Origin of the sequence: Actinacidiphila paucisporea (assembly GCF_900142575.1) — a bacterium.
Lineage (GTDB): Bacteria > Actinomycetota > Actinomycetes > Streptomycetales > Streptomycetaceae > Actinacidiphila > Actinacidiphila paucisporea.
The window spans coordinates 204376-225750 of the sequence record NZ_FRBI01000008.1; the positions used below are offsets into that span (position 1 = coordinate 204376).

General features: G+C 76.4%; 4 protein-coding genes and 1 pseudogene. 4 read left to right on the top strand and 1 reads right to left on the bottom strand.

The genetic code is table 11. The annotated features are described in order from the left end of the window. Nucleotides 1-27: 27 nt before the first annotated feature. Complete coding sequence (locus BUE44_RS15145) at nucleotides 28-570, top strand: signal peptidase II (RefSeq protein ID WP_079189753.1); 543 nt, start codon at nucleotides 28-30, stop codon at nucleotides 568-570. Between the two features lie 28 nt (nucleotides 571-598). Here the strand turns inward: BUE44_RS15145 and BUE44_RS15150 are convergent, their stop codons facing one another. Then, entirely contained in the window at nucleotides 599-1441 is an 843-nt protein-coding gene (locus tag BUE44_RS15150; RefSeq protein ID WP_073498389.1) for a class I SAM-dependent methyltransferase, read from the bottom strand. 283 nt (nucleotides 1442-1724) lie between these two features. Here BUE44_RS15150 and BUE44_RS15155 point away from each other — a divergent pair, with 283 nt between their 5' ends. From BUE44_RS15155 to BUE44_RS15165, 3 genes and pseudogenes are all read left to right on the top strand, one after another. Beyond that, nucleotides 1725-11390, top strand: a complete 9666-nt coding sequence (locus tag BUE44_RS15155; RefSeq protein ID WP_073498391.1) for a type I polyketide synthase — start codon at nucleotides 1725-1727, stop codon at nucleotides 11388-11390. 88 nt (nucleotides 11391-11478) lie between these two features. Then, nucleotides 11479-17211: pseudogene (locus BUE44_RS15160) on the top strand (type I polyketide synthase); the annotation flags it as partial. Next, a complete protein-coding gene (locus tag BUE44_RS15165; protein WP_073498396.1) occupies nucleotides 17208-21371 on the top strand; it encodes a non-ribosomal peptide synthetase in 4164 nt (1387 codons plus the stop codon). The pseudogene BUE44_RS15160 and the gene BUE44_RS15165, both read left to right, overlap by 4 nt. Nucleotides 21372-21375 lie beyond the last annotated feature (4 nt).

Genomic DNA, 21375 nt, shown 5'->3' on the forward strand with positions numbered 1-21375 from the left:
CGGTGACGGACACGCGGGAGGCTGCCCATGCCCACCTCTGGCAGGGGAGTGGCACAGCGGGTGCTGTGGATCACGGCGGCGGCGGGGCTCGCGCTCGACCAGGTCACCAAGGCGATCGCGGCGGTGACCGTCGAGGGCCACCCGCCGAGCCACGTACTCGGCGGCCACGTCACCTTCACCGCCTACCGCAACTCCGGCGCCGCCGGATCCTTCGCGCCGCGCGCCACGCTGGTCTTCACGGTGCTGGCGATCGGCGTCCTCGCCTTCATCGCCCGCACGGCCCCCTCGGTGCGGACCCCCGGCTGGGCCGCCGGCCTCGGCCTGATCTTCGCCGGCGCCGGCGGCAACCTCGCGGACCGCCTCTTCCGCACCCCCGGCTTCGGGCGGGGAGCGGTGCTGGACTTCATCCAGGTCGGGCACGGCGGCATCTTCAACCTCAGCGACCAGTGCGTCATGGCCGGCGTCCTGACCGTGATGGTCCAGCTCCTGCGGGGCGTCCCGCTCACCTCCCCGGCCGCCTCCCCCGCCGTCGAGCCGGCGGACCCGGCGGCGGCCGGCGAGGCCGGCTGACGCGCCGCCGGCGGTACGCACGCGGGCCCTAGGCGGTGGCCGTCACGAGCCAGGCCGCGCCGGTGAGGCGGACACCCGCGGGGGTCTCGTACGCCGTCAGGGCCTCGTAGAGGTCCGCGTGGGCCCCGTCGGAGGAGTACGGCTCGGCCGGGAAGATGGCGCGCACCGGGCCCCATCCGGCGAGGAAGCGGGCGGCCGCGACCGCGTCCCTGCCCCACGTCTGGGGCGCTTCGACGCCGGTGGCGGCGACGTCGCGGAAGCCCGCCCGCTCCAGCAGCGCCGTGACCTCCGACCGGTCCGCGAGGGAGAAGGCGCCGGCCAGGTCGGCGGGGCGGACAGGGGTGCCGGCGGGAGTGTGGCGGCGGGTGAAGGAGCTGAGGACCGAGCCGATCTCGTTGCGCTCCATGGGCTGCAGGCACAGGAAGACCAGCCGGCCGCCGGGCCGCAGCGCGCGGTGGACGTTGCGGAACGCGGCCACCGGGTCGGCGAAGAACATCACGCCGAAGCGGCTGACGGCGACGTCGAAGCGGGCGTCGGGGAAAGGGTGGACCTGGGCGTCGCCCTGCACGAACTCCACGTTCGTGACGTCCTCGACGACCGCCGTGGCGCGGGCACGCCGCAGTATCGGCAGCGACAGGTCGATGCCGACCGCGTGGCCCCACGCGGCGCGGCGGGCGGCGAGCCGGGTGACCTGGCCGTTGCCGCAGCCGATGTCGAGCACCCGGTCCCGGTCGGCGACCGGGGCCGCGGTGAACAGCGCCTCGTTGAAGCCGCCGTTCACGGCGTCGTAGTCGGCCTGGTGATCCGCCCAGTGGGCGCCTTCGTCACCGTTCCAGGCGGCCGCCTGCTCAGTGTTGACGATGGTGTACACACGTCTCCTCGTTGCCTGGTGTCGACACCTCAACGACCCGCGCCGCCGCCCGTCACGGGGCGGCGGCGTTCCGCCGGGCAGCAGGCGCGAAGCCGGTGGGCGGCGGCAGCCGAGCGGCGCCGTCCAAGCCAGCAATCTGCGCGATGCCCCCGCATCGGCCCGGCCGTAGCGTCTGAGCCGGGAGTTTCGGAACATCGAGGTTCGTGGTGCTCGTACGGGGGTGGTTGCTGCCGCCTGCCCGTCGCCGTACCCGGGCCGCCGACCGTCTGGGAGGGGCATCCGGATGCAGGAGCAGGACGACGCGGTCGCGGTCATCGGGCTGGGGTGCAGGCTGCCGCAGGCCCCGGACCCGGCGGCGTTCTGGCGCCTGCTGACGGAGGGCCGCAGCGCGATCGGCGAGGTCCCGCCGGGGCGCTGGGACGCTGGCGACGACGGCGAGCTGCCGGCCGCCGTACGCACCGGCGGCTTCGTCGACGGGGTCGACCTCTTCGACCCGGCCTTCTTCCGGCTCTCGCCCAGGGAAGCCACCGCGATGGACCCGCAGCAGCGGCTGATGCTGGAACTGGGCTGGGAGTCGCTGGAGGACGCCGGCATCCGCCCCGCCGACCTGCGCGGCAGCGCGACCGGCGTCTTCTTCGGCGCGATGGCCGACGACTACGCCGCCATCGCCCGGCGCGGCGGGCACCGGGCGATCACCCGGCACACCCTCGCCGGCCTGGAGCGCGGGCTGATGGCGAACCGGCTCTCGTACGTCCTGGGCCTGCGCGGACCGAGCCTGACCGTCGACTCCGGGCAGTCCTCGTCGCTGGTCGCCGTCCACCTGGCGGTGGAGAGCCTGCGCTCGGGCCGCAGCGCGCTCGCGCTGGCCGGCGGCGTCCACCTCAACCTCGTCCCCGACAGCGCGGTCAGCGCCCACCGCTTCGGCGCCCTGTCGCCCGACGGCCGATGTCGCGTCTTCGACGCCGGCGCCAACGGCTACGTGCGGGGCGAGGGCGGCGGGGTGGTCGTGCTCAAGCCGCTGCGCAGGGCGCTGGAGGACGGCGACGACGTCTACTGCGTGATACGCGGCAGCGCCGTCAACAACGCCGGGGCCGCGGCGGGCCTGACCGTACCGAGCGCTCCCGCCCAGGAGGAGGTGCTGCGCGGCGCCCACGCCATGGCGGGCACCGACCCGGCGGCCACGCAGTACGTCGAACTGCACGGCACCGGGACCAGGGTGGGCGACCCGGTCGAGGCCACCGCGCTCGGCGCCGTCTTCGGTGCGGGCCGCACCGGCGGGGCCGCGCCGCTGCTGGTCGGGTCGGCGAAGACCAACGTCGGCCACCTGGAGGGCGCGGCCGGCATCGTCGGGCTGCTCAAGGCGGCACTGAGCATCAAGCACCGCCGCATCCCGGCCAGCCTCAACCTGACCACGCCGAACCCCGCGGTCCCGCCCACCGTGCGGGTCGCCACCGCCACGGGACCGTGGCCGCACCCCGACCGGCCGCTGATCGCAGGCGTCAGTTCCTTCGGCATGGGCGGTACGAACTGCCACCTCGTCCTGACCGACGCCCCCCGCCCGCCGGCCACTGCCGCGGAAGCGGAACCCGCCGCCCCCGCCGTGTCGCCCTGGCCGGTGTCGGGACGCGACGCCGGCGCTCTGCGCGGCCAGGCGGCGCTGCTGCGGCAGCACGTACTCGCGCACCCCGAGCACCGCCCCGCCGACCTCGGCAGGTCGCTCGCCGTCGGCAGGACGGCCTTCGCCGAGCGCGCGGTCATCGTCGCGGACGACCGGGACGGCTACGTCCGCGCGCTCGGCGCCCTCGCGCAGGGCGCGGACGACCCCGCCGTCGTCCGGGGCACCGCGTCGGAGGGCCCGCACCGGACGGCCTTCCTCTTCGGCGGCCAGGGCGGGCAGCGGGCCGGCATGGGCCGCGGCCTGCACGCCGGCTTCCCGGTCTACGCGCGCGCATTCGACGCCGTCTGCGCGCAGTTCGACCGGCACCTCGACCTCGACCTGCGCGAACTCGTCCTGACGCCGGACCGGTCCGGCCCGTCGGGGCTGATCGACCGGACCGCGTACTCCCAACCCGCCCTCTTCGCGCTCGAAGTGGCCCTGCACCGGCTGCTCGAACACCTCGGAGTGGTGCCCGACCTGCTCGCCGGGCACTCCGTCGGGGAGGTGGCCGCCGCTCATGTCGCGGGGACGCTGTCGCTGCCGGACGCCGTCACGCTGGTGGCTGCCCGCGGGCGGCTGATGCAGGAACTGCCCGCCGGCGGCGCCATGGTGGCGGTCCAGGCGGCACCCGGCGAGGTCGCGGCCCTGCTCGACGCGCACGGAGGGCGGGCCGGCGTCGCGGCGCTCAACGGGCCCGCGTCGGTGGTCGTCTCCGGCGACGAGGCCGCCGTGCTGGCCGTCGCCGGCGAACTGGCCGCACGCGGGCGCAAGACCAGGCGGCTGCGGGTCAGCCACGCCTTCCACTCACCGCTCATGGACCCGATGCTGGACGCCTTCGGCGAGGTCGTGGCGGGCCTGGACCTGCGCCCGCCGGCGCTTTCCGTGGTCTCCACGCTGACCGGCGCCCCGGCCGACCCCGAGCTCTTCGCCACCCCCGGCTACTGGGTCGAACACGCCCGCGGCACCGTACGGTTCGCCGACGCGGTCGGCGCGCTGCACGCGCTCGGCGCGACGACCTTCCTCGAACTGGGCCCGGACGGCGCCCTGTCGGGCCTGGCCCGCGGCTGCCTCGACGACCCGGCCGTGACGGCGCTGCCGACCCTGCGGGGCGACCGGCCCGAGGCGCGCGTCCTGGCCACCGCCCTCGCACACGCCCACGTCCGCGGCCTGCCGGTGGACTTCGGCGCGCTGTACGGCGCCGGCGCACGCCGGGTGCCGCTGCCGACGTACGCCTTCCAGCGCTCGCGGTACTGGCTCGGAGCCGCCGCCGAGCCGCCGCCTGCCCCTCTCGCCCCGGCCTCCCCGCCGGCCCCTGAGCCCGGAGAGCCGGTGGCCGCCGCGGACGCCGGCGCCGACCCGCTGGAACTGGTACGCACCAACCTGGCGCTCGTCCTCGGCCATGTCACCACCGACGTGGTCGACGTGGACCGCGCCTTCAGCGAACTGGGCCTCGACTCGCTCGGCGCCGTCGAACTCGCCGACAGGATCGCCTCCGTGACGGGCGTCGACCTGCCGCCCGAGGAGATCTTCAACCACCCCACCGCCGCGCTGCTCGCCCGGCACCTCGGCGGGACGCGCGGCGGCTCGGCCGCCGCGCAGGACGGCGAGGCGCCCGCGTGGGCCGCGGACCCCGCCGAGCCGATCGCGATCGTCGGGATGGCCTGCCGCTACCCCGGCGGTGTCGCGGGTCCCGAGGACCTGTGGGAGCTGGTGCGCTCCGGCGGCGACGCCATCTCGGACTTCCCCAAGGGCCGCGGCTGGGACCTGGGTTCGCTCTTCGACGCCGACCCCGACAAGCCCGGTACGTCCGCCGCGCGGGCCGGCGGCTTCCTGCACGACGCGGACCGGTTCGACCCCGCCTTCTTCGGCATCAGCCCGCGCGAGGCCGCCGCGATGGACCCGCAGCAGCGGCTGCTGCTGGAGACGTCCTGGGAGGCGCTGGAGCGGGCCGGCGTCGTACCGCGGACGCTGCGCGGCAGCAACACGGCGGTCTTCGTCGGCGCCATGTCGCAGGAGTACGGCCCGCGGCTGCACGAACCCGCGCTCGGCTACGACGGCTACCTGCTCACCGGCAGCACCGCGAGCGTCGCCTCGGGACGCATCGCCTACACCCTCGGCCTGCACGGGCCCGCGCTCACCGTGGACACCGCCTGCTCGTCCTCGCTGGTGGCCACCCACCTCGCGGTGCGGGCCCTGCGGCAGGGCGAGTGCTCGCTCGCGCTCGCGGGCGGCGCCACCGTGATGGCCACGCCCGGGATGTTCGTGGAGTTCAGCCGCCAGCACGGACTGTCGCCCGACGGCCGCTGCAAGGCCTTCTCCGCCGACGCGGACGGCACCGGCTGGTCCGAGGGCGTCGGCCTGCTCGTCCTGGAACGGCTCTCCGACGCGCGCCGCAACGGCCGTACGGTGCTCGCCGTGCTGCGCGGCTCCGCCGTCAACCAGGACGGAGCCAGCAACGGCCTCACCGCGCCCAACGGCCTCGCCCAGGAACGCGTCATCCGCCAGGCCCTCGCCGACGCCCGCCTCGCCCCCGCCGACGTCGACGCCGTCGAGGCCCACGGCACCGGCACGACGCTGGGCGACCCCATCGAGGCCCGCGCACTGATGGCCGTCTACGGCGCCGACCGCCCCGCCGACCGCCCGCTGCGCCTCGGCTCCCTGAAGTCCAACCTCGGCCACTCGCAGGCCGCCGCCGGCGTCGGCGGAGTGATCAAGACGGTGATGGCCCTGCGCAACGGACTGCTCCCCAGGACCCTGCACGCCGGCACCCCGACCCCCCGGGTCGACTGGTCCACCGGCGGGGTGTCGCTGCTCACCGAGCCGGCCCCCTGGCCCGGCACCTCCGCCGGCCGCCCGCGCCGGGCGGCGGTCTCCTCCTTCGGCATCAGCGGCACGAACGCCCACATCATCCTCGAACTGCCCCTCGACGACCCGGCTTTCGGACCACTGGACACCGCCCCCGCCGGGCCGGCCGACGACGGCGACCACGGCAGCGATCTCGTCGGTGGGCCCGAAGACGGCGACCTCGGCAGCGACCCCGTCGGCGATCTCGACGGGCCCGCCCCTGGCGGCGACCTCGGCGCCGTGGCCCTGCCGCTGTCCGCCAAGGACCCCGGCGCGCTGCGGGACCAGGCCGCCCGGGTCCGCGCGCTGCTGGAGGCCGGCGCGGCCGCCCCCGCCGATGTCGGGCACGCACTGGCCACCTCCCGCAGCCACTTCGAGCACCGGGCCGTCGTGGTCGGCGGGTCCGCCGCGGAACTGGTCGGCGCGCTCGGCGGCCTGCGGGACGGCGAGACACCGGCCGGGGTGGTCACCGGGCGGGCCGAGGCGCCGGGCCGCACCGTCTTCGTCTTCCCCGGGCAGGGGTCGCAGTGGCGCGGTATGGGGCTCGAACTGCTCGACTCCAGCGCGGACTTCGCCGGCAGGATGCGCGAGTGCGATGCCGCGCTCGCGCCGTACACCGGCTGGTCGGTGCTCGCGGTGCTGCGCGGCGAGCCGGACGCGCCGCCGGTGGAGCGGGTCGACGTGGTCCAGCCGCTGCTGTTCGCCGTGATGGTGTCGCTCGCCGAGGTCTGGCGCGCGCACGGCGTCGAACCCGACGCGGTCGTCGGGCACTCGCAGGGCGAGATCGCCGCCGCCTGCGTGGCCGGCGCGCTCGGCCTCGACGCGGCGGCCAGGGTCAGCGCCCTGCGCAGCCGGGCAGTGGCCGCGCTGTCCGGGCTCGGCGGCATGGCCTCCGTGCCGCTGCCCGCCGCCGAGGTCGAGCGGCGACTCGCCCACCACGGCGGGGAACTGGGCGTCGCGGTGACCAACGGCCCCGCCTCCACGGTGGTTTCCGGCGACGCCGCCGCGCTGGACGAACTGCTCGACGCCCTCAAGGCCGAGGAGGTCGACGCCCGCCGCATCGACGTCGACTACGCCTCGCACTCCCGCCACGTCGACGCCCTGCGCGACCGGCTCGCGGCGGAGTTGGCCGGCGTCACCGGGTCCGCGTTCGCGACGCCCTTCTACTCCACGGTCTGCGCCGACGTCTTCGACACCGCCGGCCTCGACGCGGACTACTGGTTCCGCAACCTGCGCCACACCGTCCGCTTCGACGAGACGATCCGGCGGCTGTACGCCGACGGGCACCGCTCCTTCGTGGAGATCAGCCCGCACCCGGTGCTGGTGACCGCCATCCAGGACACCCTGCGGGAGACCGCGCCCGACGACGGCGTCGGCGCCGACGCCTGGGGGACGCTGCGCCGCAACGACGGGGGCCGCAGGCGCTTCCTCGCCTCGCTCGGCCAGGCCCACGTCCGCGGCCTCGCCGTGGACTGGGACGCCGTCTTCGCCGGACACGCCCCGCGCCCCGTCGACCTGCCGACCTACCCCTTCCAGCGGCAGCGCTACTGGCTCGACGCCCCCTTACCTACCGGCGACGCCCCCGGCCTGGAGCCGGCCGGGCACCCGCTGCTCGCCGCGGCCCTCGACCTCGCGGACGGCGGCGGCCTGGTCATGACCGGCCGGCTGTCGCTGCCGACCCACCCGTGGCTCGCCGACCACGCCGTGCGGGGCACGGTGCTGCTCGCGGGCACCGCCTTCGCCGACCTCGCCCTGCACGCGGCCCGGCGGGCCGGGTGCGGCCAGGTCGAGGAGCTGACGCTGCACGCGCCCCTCGCCTTCGGCCCGCAGGACGCGGTGCAGATCCAGGTCACGGTCGGCGCCCCCGACGCCGGCGGCCGCCGGCCGGTCGGCGTCCACGCCAGGCCGCAGGCTCCCGCGGGTCGGCCCGCCGACTCCGAGGGCTGGACCTGCCACGCGGAGGGCACCCTCGCCCCGCAAGCGGGCACCGGCCGCGCCCTCCACGGCAGTTGGCCGCCGCCCGGCGCGGAGGCGCTCGACGTCACCGACGCCTACGACCGGCTCGCCGAACTGGGCTACGAGTACGGCCCCGGCTTCCGGGGGCTGCGCGCCGCCTGGCGCAAGGGCGACGAGGTCTACGCGGACATCGCGCTGCCGGCCGGCCCGGACGACCCGCACGACGCGGCCGGCGACTTCGAGGTGCACCCCGCACTGCTGGACGCCGCGCTGCACCCGCTGGTGCTCTTCGCCGTCGGTCACGACAAGCCCGGGATCGTCCTGCCGTACAGCTGGGGCGCCCTGACGCTGCACGCCACCGGGGCGAGCGCGCTGCGGGTGCGTATCGCCCCCGCGGGGACGGGCGGCGGCACCTTCGTCCTGGACGCGGCCGACCCGGACGGCGCTCCCGTGGTCAGTGTCGCCGCGCTGGCCACCCGGGTCGCGGGCGACGAGCAGTTCGGCGGCGCCCGGCGCTCGCCCGGCACCCCGCTCTTCCACGTCGAGTGGTCCCCGGCGCCGGCCGCCCCCGACCGGCGGGAGGCGCGGGCCCTGCGCTGGTCGCTCCTGGACGGCTCCTGGAGCGCGGCGCCGGTCGCCGACGTCTACGTGCTGCGCGACGCGACGCCCCGGGACGAGCCGAACCAGCCGGCCGCCACGCACCGCGCGACCGCGGCCGTCCTTGCCCTGGTCCAGGCCTGGTTGGCCGACGACCGCCTCGCGGAGAGCCGCCTGGTCGTCTCCACCCGCGGTGCGGTGGCCGCCCGCGACGGCGAGGACCTCCACGACCTGGCGGCCTCCGCGCTGTGGGGCCTGCTGCGGGTCGCCCAGACCGAACACCCGGGCCGCATCGTCCTGCTGGACACCGACCCGCGCCTCCCGGTGCCGGGCGACGGCCCGCAGCCGGCGGGTACCGGACCGGTACCCGCCCCGGCCGGCGGTCCCGGCGCCGGAGCGGCTGGCCCGCGCCTCGCGGCCGCCGTCGACGACCACTGGTGGGAGCGGTACGCCGCCGCTCTCGCCGTCGGCGAGCCGCAACTGGCCGAACGGGACGGGCAGCTGCTCGCGCCCCGGCTGGCCCGGGTGTCCGCCGACCTGCCGGCCGCGCCACAGGACGGCGCCCCGTGGCGGCTGGAGCCGGCGCCCGCCGCGCGGGGCGACCTGGACGCGGTCGCGCTGGCCCCGCGCCCCGAGCTGGGGCGGCCGCTGGAGCCGGGGGAGGTGCGGGTCGCGCTGCGGGCGGCCGGGCTGAACTTCCGCGACGTCGTCGTCACCCTCGGCATGGTCGACGACGGCCGGGCGATGTGCGGCGAGGGCGCCGGGGTGGTGCTGGAGACCGGGCCGGGCGTCACCGACCTGGCGCCCGGCGACCGGGTGATGGGCCTGTTCTTCGCCGGCGTCGGTCCGGTCACCGTCACCGACCGCCGCCACCTCGCGCCGATCCCGGTCGGCTGGAGCTTCGCCCAGGCCGCCACCGTGCCGATCGTCTTCGTCACCGCCTACCACGGCCTGGCCGACCTCGCCGCGCTCAAGCCCGGTGACTCGCTGCTGCTGCACGCGGCGACCGGCGGTGTCGGAATGGCGGCGCTGCAACTGGCCGCGCACTGGGGCGCGGAGGTCTACGCGACCGCGGGCCGCGCCAAGCACGCCACCCTGCGCGCGCTCGGCGTCCCCGCCGACCGCATCGCCGACTCCCGCACCCTCGGCTTCGAGGAGGCCTTCCGGACCGCCGCGCCCGGCGGCATGGACGTCGTACTCAACTCCCTGGCCGGGGACTTCACCGACGCCTCGCTGCGGCTGACCGCGGACGGCGGCCGGTTCATCGAGATCGGCAAGACCGACATCAGGGACGCCGCTGAGGTCGCCGCGGCCCATCCGGGCGTCACCTACAAGGCGTTCGACATCCTCGACGCCGGCCCCGACCGCATCCAGCAGATCCTGGCCGACCTCGGGGCGCTGTTCGACAGCGGTGTCCTGCGCCCGCTGCCGCTGCGCTCCTGGGACGTACGCCGGACCGGCCGCGCGCTGCGATATCTGGGCGCGGCCCGGCACACCGGCAAGGTCGTGCTCAGCCTGCCCCGCGAACTCGACCCGGACGGCACCGTGCTGATCACCGGCGGCACCGGCACGCTGGGGCTGCTGCTGGCCCGGCACCTCGCGACCGACCACGGCGTACGCCGGCTGCTGCTGATCAGCCGCCGCGGGCCCGCGGCGGAAGGGGCGGCCGGGATCACCGAGGAGATGGCCGCGCTCGGCGTCGAGGTGTCCGTTGCGGCCTGCGACGCCGCGGACCGGGGGGAGTTGACCGCCGTCCTGAACGCGATACCGGCCGAGCACCCGCTCACCGCGGTGGTGCACGCCGCCGGAGTGCTGGACGACATGACCATCGCCTCCCTCACCCCGGGGCAGTTGGAGTCCGTGCTGCGCCCGAAGGTCGACGCCGCCTGGAATCTGCACCGCCTCACCGCCGGCCGCGACCTGGCCGCCTTCGTCCTGTTCTCCTCGATCGCCGGCGTCCTCGGCAGCCCCGGCCAGGCCAACTACGCCGCCGCGAACGCCTTCCTCGACGCCCTCGCCCACCACCGGCACGTCAACGGGCTTCCCGCGACCAGCATCGCCTGGGGCTACTGGGCCGAGGCCAGCGGCATGACCGCGCACCTCACCGGCCTGGACAGCGCCCGCATGGCCCGCGGCGGGCAACTGCCGCTCGCCACCGACCAGGCCTTCCTGCTCTTCGACGAGGCCGTCGCCCACCGGTCCGCCGCCACCGTGGCCGCCCGCTTCGACCACGCGGCTCTCGGCGTGCAGGACTCCGGCATCCCCGCGCTGCTCCGCGGCCTGGTAAAGGCTCCCGTCCGGCGGGCCGCCGCCGCGCCCCGCGAGACGCCGATGTCGCTGGCCGGGCGGCTCGCCGCGGGAGGCGGCGCCGACCCGCGGCGGGTGCTGCTCGACCTCGTACGCGGCCACGCGGCGGCCGTACTCGGACACGGCGACCCCGAACACGTCCCCGCGGGGCGCTCGTTCAAGGAGGCCGGCTTCGACTCGCTGACCGCGGTGGAATTCCGCAACCGCATCACCGCGGCCACCGAGCTGCGGCTGCCCGCGACGCTCGTCTTCGACCACCCCACGCCCACGGCGGTCGCGGACCTCCTGCTGGAACGCCTCGCGCCGGCCGCCGCCCCCGCGGCCGCGCCGGCCGCCGGCTCCGCCCCGCCGCGGGCCACGCTCACCGCCGACCTGGACCGTATCGAAGCCGCGCTGGGCTCCCTCGGCGCGGACGAACCCGAGCGGGCGGCCGCCGCCGACCGGCTCCGCGAGCTGGTGAGCCGCTTCGCCGGCGACCTGCCGTGGACCGCGGCCCCCGCGCACGACTACGCATCCGCCTCCGACGAAGACCTCTTCAACGCGCTCGACAGCGACCCCTTGATGCGCCAGGTGGGAAATGACTACTGAAGCCAAGCTCCGCAGTTACCTCAAGACCGCCACCTCTCGCCTGGCCGAGGCACACCAGCGGTTACGCGACCAGGAGGCCCGCGACTTCGAGCCGGTGGCGATCGTCGGCATGGCCTGCCGCTATCCCGGCGACGTGGCCGACCCCGACGACCTGTGGCGGGTCGCCGCCGAGGGGACCGACGCGATCGGCGGCTTCCCCGAGGACCGCGGCTGGGACCTCGAAGCGCTGCGCCGGGCCGGCGACGCGCCCGCGGCGGGCGGCGGCTTCCTCGCCGACGCCGCCGGGTTCGACGCCGCCTTCTTCGGGATCTCGCCCCGCGAGGCCGTCGCCGTCGACCCGCAGCAGCGGCTGCTGCTCGAACTGGCCTGGGAGGCCTTCGAATACGCCGGCATCGACCCCGACACCCTGCGCGGCGGCGACACCGGCGTCTTCACCGGCCTGGTCCACAACGACTACTGCGCACCGATGCACGAGCCGCCGGCCGGATTCGAAGGGCACCTGCTCACCGGCAGGTCGACCAGCGTGGCGTCCGGCCGGATCGCCTACAGCCTGGGCCTGGGCGGCCCGGCCGTCAGCATCGACACGGCGTGCTCGTCGTCGCTGGTCGCGATGCACCTGGCGTGCGCGGCGCTGCGCCGCGGGGAGTGCGGGCTCGCCCTGGCGGGCGGGGCCGCGGTGATGCCGACTCCGGGCATGTTCGTGGAGTTCGGCGCGCAGGGTGGACTCGCGCCCGACGGGCGGTGCAAGCCGTTCGCCGACGCGGCGGACGGTACGGCGTGGAGCGAGGGCGCCGGACTCGTCGTCCTGGAGCGCCTCAGCGACGCGCGGCGGCGCGGCCACCGGGTGCTCGCCGTCATCCGCGGCAGCGCCGTCAACCAGGACGGCGCCAGCAACGGGCTCACCGCGCCGAGCGGTCCCGCGCAGCAGCGCGTCATCCGCCAGGCCCTCGCGGCGGCCCGGCTCGCCCCCGCCGACATCGACGCGGTCGAGGCGCACGGCACCGGTACGACGCTCGGCGACCCGATCGAGGCGCAGGCCCTGCTGTCGGTCTTCGGACCCGACCGCCCGGCGGACCGCCCGCTGCTGCTGGGCGCCCTCAAGTCCAACCTCGGCCACTCGCAGGCCGCCTCGGGCGTCGCGGGCGTCATCAAGATGGTCATGGCCATGCACCACGGCCTGCTCCCGCGCACCCTGCACACCGACCGCCCCTCCGGCCACGTCGACTGGTCCTCCGGCGCGATCACCCTGCTGACCGATCCCACCCCCTGGCCGCCCGGCCCCACCCCCCGCCGCGCCGGCGTCTCGGCCTTCGGTATCAGCGGCACGAACGCCCACGTCATCCTGGAGGAGCCGCCCGCCGCCGACGCTCACGCCACGGCAGACCCGGGCGTGTCGCCCGCCCTCTCCGGCACCCCCGACACGCCGGGCCGCAACGCGCACCCGGCCGCTGGGACGTCACCCGGTGGCGGGGACGCCGCGCCGGGCGCGGCCGCGGCCGGCGGTCAGGAGCCGGGCCCGGCCGACCAGGCAGCCGGTTCGGCTGCCACGGTGACCGCCGTGACCGCGGCGGCTCCGGCGGCCCCCGGCGCCGGGAGCCCGCCGGACGACCGGCGTGTCGCGGGCCCGGCCGGGACTCAGGTCGCCGCGCCCGGCGCGGCCGACGGCCGGAAGCCCGGCCCGGCCGACCACGCAGCCGGTTCCGCGGCGGCCCCCGGCACAGGCGCCGGGCTCGCCCCGGCTGACGGCGCCGGCTCGGCAGGCACGGGACTTCCCGCCGGCGCGGTGCCGTGGGTGCTGTCCGCGCGTGCGGGCGGGGCCCTGCGGGAGATGGCCGGACGGCTGCGGGCGTATGCCGAGGATGCCGGGCCCGCGGACGTCGGGGTCGCGCTGGCCACCACGCGGGCGATGTTCGAGCACCGGGCCGTGGTCGTCGGGGAGAGCCGGGCGGAGCTGCTCGCCGGCCTCGACGCGCTCGCCGCGGGGGACGACGCCGCGCAGCTCGTGCGCGGGCAGGCCGGCGAACGGCCGCTGACGGCCTTCCTCTTCACCGGGCAGGGCGCCCAGCGCCCCGGCCGAGGCGCCGAACTCCACCGGGAGCAACCCGTCTTCGCCGCCGCCCTCGACGAGGTGTGCGCGGCACTCGACGCGCACCTCGAACGGCCCCTGCGCGAGGTGATGTTCGCCGCACCCGGCAGCGAGGAGGCGGCGCTGCTCGACCGCACCGCCTACACGCAGCCCGCGCTCTTCGCGCTGGAAGTCGCCCTCTACCGGCTGGCGGAGTCCTTCGGCGCCGTCCCCGACTACGTGCTCGGGCACTCCATCGGCGAGCTGGCCGCCGCCCACGTCGCGGGTGTCTTCTCGCTGAGCGACGCCGCCGCGCTGGTCGCCGCGCGCGGCCGGCTGATGGGAGCCACGCCCGCGGGTGGGGCGATGTTCTCCCTCGACGCCGACGAGGCGGAGGTGCGCGGGCTGCTCGCCGGCCTTACCGGCCGCGTCACCGTCGGCGCGGTCAACGCCCCCGGCGCGACGGTGATCACCGGAGACTCGGACGCCACCACCGAGCTGGCCGAGCAGTGGCGCTCGCAGGGCGGGAAGGCCACCCGGCTGCGGGTCAGCCACGCCTTCCACTCCCCGCACATGGACGGCGCGCTGGACGAACTGCGGGCCGTGGCAGGCACGGTGGCCTTCCACCCGCCGCGCATCCCGGTCGTCTCCAACGTCACCGGCGCGGTCGCGGGCGAGGAGATGCTGACCGCGGACTACTGGGTCGCCCAGGCCCGCGAGGCCGTCCGCTTCCTCGACGGCGTCCGCACCCTGCGGGACGCCGAGGTCACCGCCTTCCTCGAACTCGGCCCCGACCGGGTACTCACCGCGCTGGTCCACCGCTGCCTGGGCGCCGACGACACCGGCAGCGTGCTGGCCACCGCGCTGCGCACCGGCAGCGCCGAGGCCCGCTCCGTGCTGACCGCGCTCGCCGAACTGCACACCGCGGGCGCCACGGTGACCTGGCCGGCCGCGGTCTTCGGCGCGGGGGCGCGGGCCGTGCGGCTGCCGGCGTATCCCTTCCAGCACCGGCGCTACTGGCACTTCGCCGAGCCGCGCACCGCCCCCGCCCGGCCCGCCGCGCGGCCGGGGCACCCGCTGCTGGGCGCCCCCGTCGAGCTGGCCGGGGCCGCGGGCCGCTGGTTCGCGCAGAGCCTGGCGCCCGACCGGCCGTGGTATCTCGACCAGCACCGGGTCGCCGGTGTGCCGGTGCTGCCCGCGGCGGCGATGCTCGAATGGGGGCTCGCCGCGGCCCGGTCGGTGCCGGGCGGGCAGGGTGCGCCCTTCACCCTCGAAGGCGTCACCTTCAACGAATTCCTGCCCCTCGCGCAGGAGCATCCCCGCCCGGTCCAGGCGGTGGTCGAGCCGCGCGAGGCCGGCGCCGCCCTGATCCGCTGCTACAGCCGCGAGGACGCCGCCGCCGAGTGGGTCGAGCACGCCACCGCGACGGCCACCCGGCCCGCGCCGGAGCGCCCCGCCGACGCGGAGCCCGCCACCTTGACCGCCGGGATGACCGAGATCGCGGTCGACGCGCTCTACGCCCGCCTGCGCGCGGGCGCCGTCGACCACGGCCCCGCCTTCCGCGCCCTGCGCCGCCTGTGGCGTGCGGGCGACGAGGCAACGGCCCTGGTCGAGACCGCCCCGGCGCCGGGCGGCGCCGCCGGCTCCGGCGGCGACGGCTACGTCATGGACCCGCCGCTGCTCGACGCCTGCTTCCAGAGCGTCGGCGCCTTCCTGGGCGACGGCGAGGGCGTACCGCTGCCCGTCTCGCTCGGCCGCTGCACCGTCTTCGAGCCGCTGCCCTCCCGGGTGTGGTGCCGGGTGCTGCGCACCGACGACGGGACGGCGGGGGAGCGGGTCCTCGACCTCGCGCTGCACGCCGAGGACGGCCGATGTCTGGCCACCGTCGAGGCCCTCAGATTCCGCGCCGTCCCCGCGGGCGCGCTGGCCGCCCTCGCCGGGCCGGGCCTGCGCCGCTACGAGACCGCCTGGGTGCCGCTCGCCGGCGTGCCGGGCACCGACGCCCCCGCGGCGGGGACCTGGCTGCTCTTCAGCGACGACCCGGCGCTCGCCGCCCGCTGGTCGGCCCAGCTGGCCGCCACCGAGACTCCGGCCACCCCCATCGCCGCGGCCACAGCGCACGCCCTGCGCGACGAGCTGACCCGCGTACGCGCCTCCGGCCGCACCGTCGCCGGCCTGATCCTGCACGCGGCGTCCACGGCCCCGGGCCCCACCGCGCCGGGCGACCCCGCGCAGGACACCCTGCAGGCCGCCGTCCGGCTCGCCCGCGACAGCTTCCTCCTGCTCCAGGAGTTCGTCCGCTCGCCCGGCACCGAGATGGCGAGGGTCCTGATCTGTTCCACCGGCGCCACCGACGACGCCCCGGACCCGGCGCAGGCGGTGCTCACCGGCGCCGCCAAAGCGGTCATCGCCGACTTCCCCGACCTGCGGGTCGCCCAGATCGACCTCGACCCGGTCGCCGAAACCCCGGCCCTGCCCGGCCTGCTCGACACCGTCGCGAGCCGGCCCGGGTCGGGGCACTACCGGGTACGGGACCAGCGGTGGTACGAAGCGCGGCTGCGCGAGGGCGAGCTGGACGGGAGCCAGCCGCCGCCGGTGCGCGCGGACGGCACCTACCTGGTCACCGGGGCCTTCGGCGGGCTCGGGCGGGTCACCGCCGGCTGGCTCGCCGAGCACGGCGCCGGCGCCCTCGTGCTGGTCGGGCGCCACCTGCCGGCCGACACCGCATGGCTCGCCGACCTGCGCGACCGCGGCACCCGGGTCGAGATCCGCGCCGCCGACATCGCCGACCCGGCGGCGGTCACCGACCTCTTCGCGCGGATCGCCAAGGAGATGCCCCCGCTGCGCGGTGTCGTGCACGCGGCGGGCGTCACCGACGACGCGGCCCTGGTCGACCTGGACTGGCCGCGCTTCAGCCGGGTGCTCGACCCGAAGGTGCGCGGCGCCTGGCTGCTGCACCAGCACACCGCCTTCCTCGACCTGGACTTCTGCGTCCTGTACTCGTCGATGCTGTCGCTGACCGGCTCGCCCGGCCAGGCGGCCTACGTCGTCGCCAACAGCTTCCTCGACGCCCTCGCGGCCCACCGCAGCAGCCAAGGCCGCCGCACCCTGAGCGCCGGGTGGGGGCCGTGGGCCGAGACCGGCATGGCCCACCAGCGCGGTCTGCTCGACCACTTCACCTCGCAGGGCATGGACGCGATCCCGACCCGGCGCGCGCTGGCCGCGCTGGGCGGCCTGATAGCCGGCGGCGGCCCGCAACCGCACGTCGGCCTGGCCCGGGTGGACTGGGACCGCTACGGCACCGCCTTCTCCCGCCGCCAGCCCTACACCCTGCTCGAAGACCTGGTCGGCGCGGCACCCGGCGAGCCCGCCGAGGCCGCCGCCGTATCGCTGGACGAACTGACCTCGCTGGTGCTGCGGGAGCCCGCGGCGGCCAAGCAGGCCGTGCTCGAAGGCCTGCTCGACCGGGTGGGACTGCTGCTGCGCATCCCCGGCGCCGACCAGGACGACCTGCGGCAGCGTTTCGGCGCCGTCCGGCTCAACACGCTCGGCCTCGACTCGCTGACCACCGTCCAGCTGCGCAGCAGGCTGCTCGCCGACTTCCGCGCCGACGTGCCGCCCGACCTGCTCTTCAGCGGTGGCACCGCGGCCGAGGTGGCCGAGCTGATCTGCCAGCAGCTGACGATCAGAAGCGTGTCGGCCGCACCCGACGACGACCTTGACGGAGACCAGGAGACCGAGGTGCTGACGCTGTGACCACCGTCCCGAATCTGCTGGCCGAACTCGCCGGGGCCGGGGTGAGACTGCGGCTCGTCGACGACGCGCGTCTCGAGGTGTCCGCGCCCAAGGGCAGCCTGCGCGCCGACCTGCGCGACCGTATCGTGCGGCACAAGCCCGAGCTGATCGAGTGGCTCGCCGGCCTCGCCGACACCGGAGCGGGCGACCTGCCGGTCATCACCCATGACGCGGCGGCGCTGCGCGAACCCTTCGCGCCCTCCGACCTGCAGACGTCCTTCATCATCGGCAGCCGCGAGGGCTTCGAGCACCACGTACGCCCCCACCAGTACATGGAGTGGGAATTCGCCGAGCTGGACCCGGCCCGCTACGAGGCCGCCCTGAACCAGGTGCTGCGCAGGCAGCGCAAGGACCTCGTCGTGGTCCGCGACGACCTGCGCCTGCAGGCCGTCGGCGACGACCCCGCGCCGGTCAAGGTCACCGTGTCCGACCTGGCCGGCATGACGCGGGAGGCGGCCGAGGCCGAGATCGCCCGGGTCCGCGCGGCGATGGAGCGGCACGAGCCGGACATCTCCCGCTGGCCGTGGGTCGAGGCGCACATCAGCCGCTACGGCGACGGCCGCGCCCGGCTGCACTGGAACAACAACAACCTCTTCAGCGACGCCCCCGGCACCATGGGCTTCCTGGCCAACGTGATGCGCGCCTACGACGACCCCGCGTCGGTCCGCGACGACCTGGAGATCGGCTACCGCGACTGCGTGCTGGCCCTCGCCGAACTGGAGGAGTCACCGGAGGGCAGGGCGGCCGAGCGCTACTGGCGCGAGCGCATCCCCGGCTGGCCCGAGGCGCCCGCCGTGCCCCTCGCCGCCGGCGCGGACCTGCGGCGCCGCTCGCTGCTGGTCCGCAGGGAGCTGCTCTTCCCCGCCGACCTGTGGGCGCGGCTGCGCGGCAAGGCCGAGGCCAGGGGACTGACCAAGACCAACGTGGTGCTGGCCGCGCACGCGGAGCTGCTGTCGTACTGGAGCGGTTCGCGGCACTTCCTGATCAACAACATGATCACCCACCGGGTGCCGCTGCACCCGCAGATCGGCCAGGTGCTGGGCAATTTCGCGTCGCTGTACCCGCTGGAGGCCGACTGGCGGCACGACGAGCCGTTCACCGCCCGGGCCCGGCGGCTCCAGTCGCAGGTCATCTCCGACGTCGAGCACTCCCAGTGGAGCGGGGTGAAGGTGCTCCAGGCGCTCAACTCGGCCCGCCGCACCCCGGGCCGCGCGGTCTGCCCCTTCGCGGTCGGCAGCGCCCTCTTCGTCGGCGCCACCGAGCGGCCCGACTACAGCACGCTGGAGACACCGCAGGTGCGGTTCGACTGCGAGTTCTGGGAACTGCCGGACGGCAGCCTGTGGGTGGTGTGGGACGTCATCGAGGAGATGTTCCCCGAAGGCCTGATCGACGCCATGGAGGAGGGCTACCGGACGGCGCTCACCGCGCTCGCCGACGGCGACGCGGCCTGGGAGGCGCCCGGCCTCGACCTGCTGCCCGCCGACCAGCGCGCCCAGCGGGCGCTGCCCGCGCCGCCGGCGACCCCGGTGGGCGGCTTCCTGCACGACGCGCTGCCCGCGCGCGCCGCGCAGGCGCCCGGCGCGCCCGCGGTCATCGCCGACGGCGCCACCCTCACCTACGCCGAACTGCAGGCCCGCAGCGCGGAACTGGCCGCCCGGCTGCGTGCGGGCGGCGTCACCGACGGCGCCCGGGTCGCGGTGGTGCTGCCCAAGGGCCCCGACCAGATCGTCGCGGTCTTCGCGGCGCTCGCGGCCGGCGCCGCGTACGTCCCGATGGACCCGGGCTGGCCCGAGGACCGCATCGGCTACCTGCTGGGCGACATCGAGGCCGCGGCCGTCCTCACCGGTGAGGACCGGCTCGCCGCCATGGCCTCCCTGACCGGGGCCCCGGTGCTCCCGGTCACGCCGCCCGGCGGCGCCGAGCCGGCAGCAGCCAGCGCCGGCGGCGGCGATCGGACGCCCGCCGACCTCGCGTACGTCATCTACACCTCGGGCTCCACCGGCCGCCCCAAGGGCGTGATGCTCGACCACCGCGGGCCGCTGAACACCGTCCGGGACATCAACAGCCGCTTCGGGATCGGCCCGGACGACGTCGTCTTCGGCATCTCCTCGCTCTGCTTCGACCTGTCCGTCTACGACGTGTTCGGCACGGCCGCCGCCGGCGCCGCGCTGGTGCTGCCGACCGCCTCGGCCGCCGATCCGGGGGCCTGGCTGGACCTGGTCGGGCGGCACGGCGTGACCGTGTGGAATTCGGTACCGGCGATCATGCAGCTGTTCACCGAGGCCGCGGAAGCCGCCGGCGCCACCTTCCCGCAACTGCGGACCGTGCTGCTCAGCGGCGACTGGATCCCCGTGCAGCTGCCCGACCGCATCCGGCGCATCGCCCCGAACGCCCGGGTGGTCAGCCTGGGCGGCGCGACGGAGGCGTCGATCTGGTCGATCTGCCACCCGGTCGACCACGTGGACCCCGAATGGACCAGCATCCCCTACGGCCGCCCGCTCGCCGGGCAGAGCTGGCACATCCTGGACGACCTCGGGCGGGACGCGCCCACCTGGGTCCCCGGCCACCTGTACATCGGCGGTGCCGGGCTGGCACTCGGCTACCTCGGCGACCAGGCCAAGACCGACGCGGCCTTCGTCACCCACCCCCGCACCGGCGAGCGGGTCTACCGCACCGGCGACCTCGGCCGCCACCTGCCCGACGGCACCATCGAATTCCTCGGCCGGGCCGACTTCCAGGTCAAGATCCAGGGCTTCCGGGTCGAGCCCGGCGAGGTCGAGCAGACGCTGCTGGAGCACCCGGACGTCGCCCAGGCCGCCGTGGTGGCCCGCAGTACCGGCTCGGGCAAGCAGCTCGCCGCCTACGTCGTCGGCCACCCCGACGCCGCCCCGGACGGCGCCCTCACCTCCGCCGCGCTGCGCGACTTCGCGGCCCGGTGCCTGCCCTCCTACCTGGTGCCCGCGCACATCACCGTGCTGCCCGCCCTGCCGCTGACGGCGAACGGCAAGCTCGACCGGCGCGCCCTCGAAGCGCTCGGACCGGCTGACGAGGGCGGCGGGGCCGAGCACGTGGCGCCGCGCACGCCGGCCGAGGCGGCCATCGCCGAGGTGTGGGCACAGACCCTGGAGGCCGAACGGGTCGGCGTGCACGACGACTTCTTCGACCTCGGCGGCCAGTCCTTCGCCGCGCTGCGCGTCATCGAGCGCCTCGCGGCCACCACCGGGCGCCGCATCCCGCTCGGCGTGCTGCTGGAGCAGCGCACCGTCGCCGGGCTCGCCCGGTGGCTGGAGACCGCGCAGCCCCAGTGGTCCCCGCTGGTCCGGCTCACCCACCGCCCCAGCGGCACCCCGTGGTTCCTCGTGCACCCGGCGGGCGGCAACGTGCTCTGCTACGAGAAGCTCGCCGACCTGCTCGACGCGCCCGTGCACGCCTTCCAGGCACCCACCCCCAGCAGCGGCGGCGGCCCGCTGGACAAGGTCGAGGACTTCGCCGGCCACTACCTCGAAGCGCTGCTCGCGGTCCAGCCGCACGGCCCCTACCGCCTCGGCGGCTGGTCGTCGGGCGGTGTCATCGCCTTCGAGTTGGCGCATCTGCTGGAGGCGCGCGGCGAGAGTGTCGAGCGGCTGGCCGTCCTGGACTCGCCGAGCCCCACCGTGCCCCGCGCGCTGGACGACACCCGGCTGCTGCTGTGGTTCGTCGAGGACCTCGGCCTCGGCTTCCGCGCCGCCACCGTCGCCGAGGACGAGGTGCTCAGGCTGGCCGCGCTGCCCGACCCGCGGGCGCTCGCCGAGGTGCTCGCACTGGCGGGCGCCGCTGCCGCCGGGATCGACCCGGCCTCGCTCGCCGACCCGCTGGCCGTCTTCCGCGGCGTGGTCCGCGCCTGCAACAGCTACGCGGCGCCGACCGTCGCCGCCGACCTGGTGGTCGTACGCGCCGGCCAGGGCGAGGTCGGCGAGTTCGCCGGCCACCCGGCCGCCGCCGCGCCCGACTGGGGCTGGGCGGCGCTGACTTCGGGGTCCGTGACCGGCGCCACCGTGCCGGCCACGCATTACACCTTGCTGACCCCTCGACATGCCGCCGCGGTGGCCGAAGCGATCAGCCGACCAAGACAAGGTGCGTAGACAT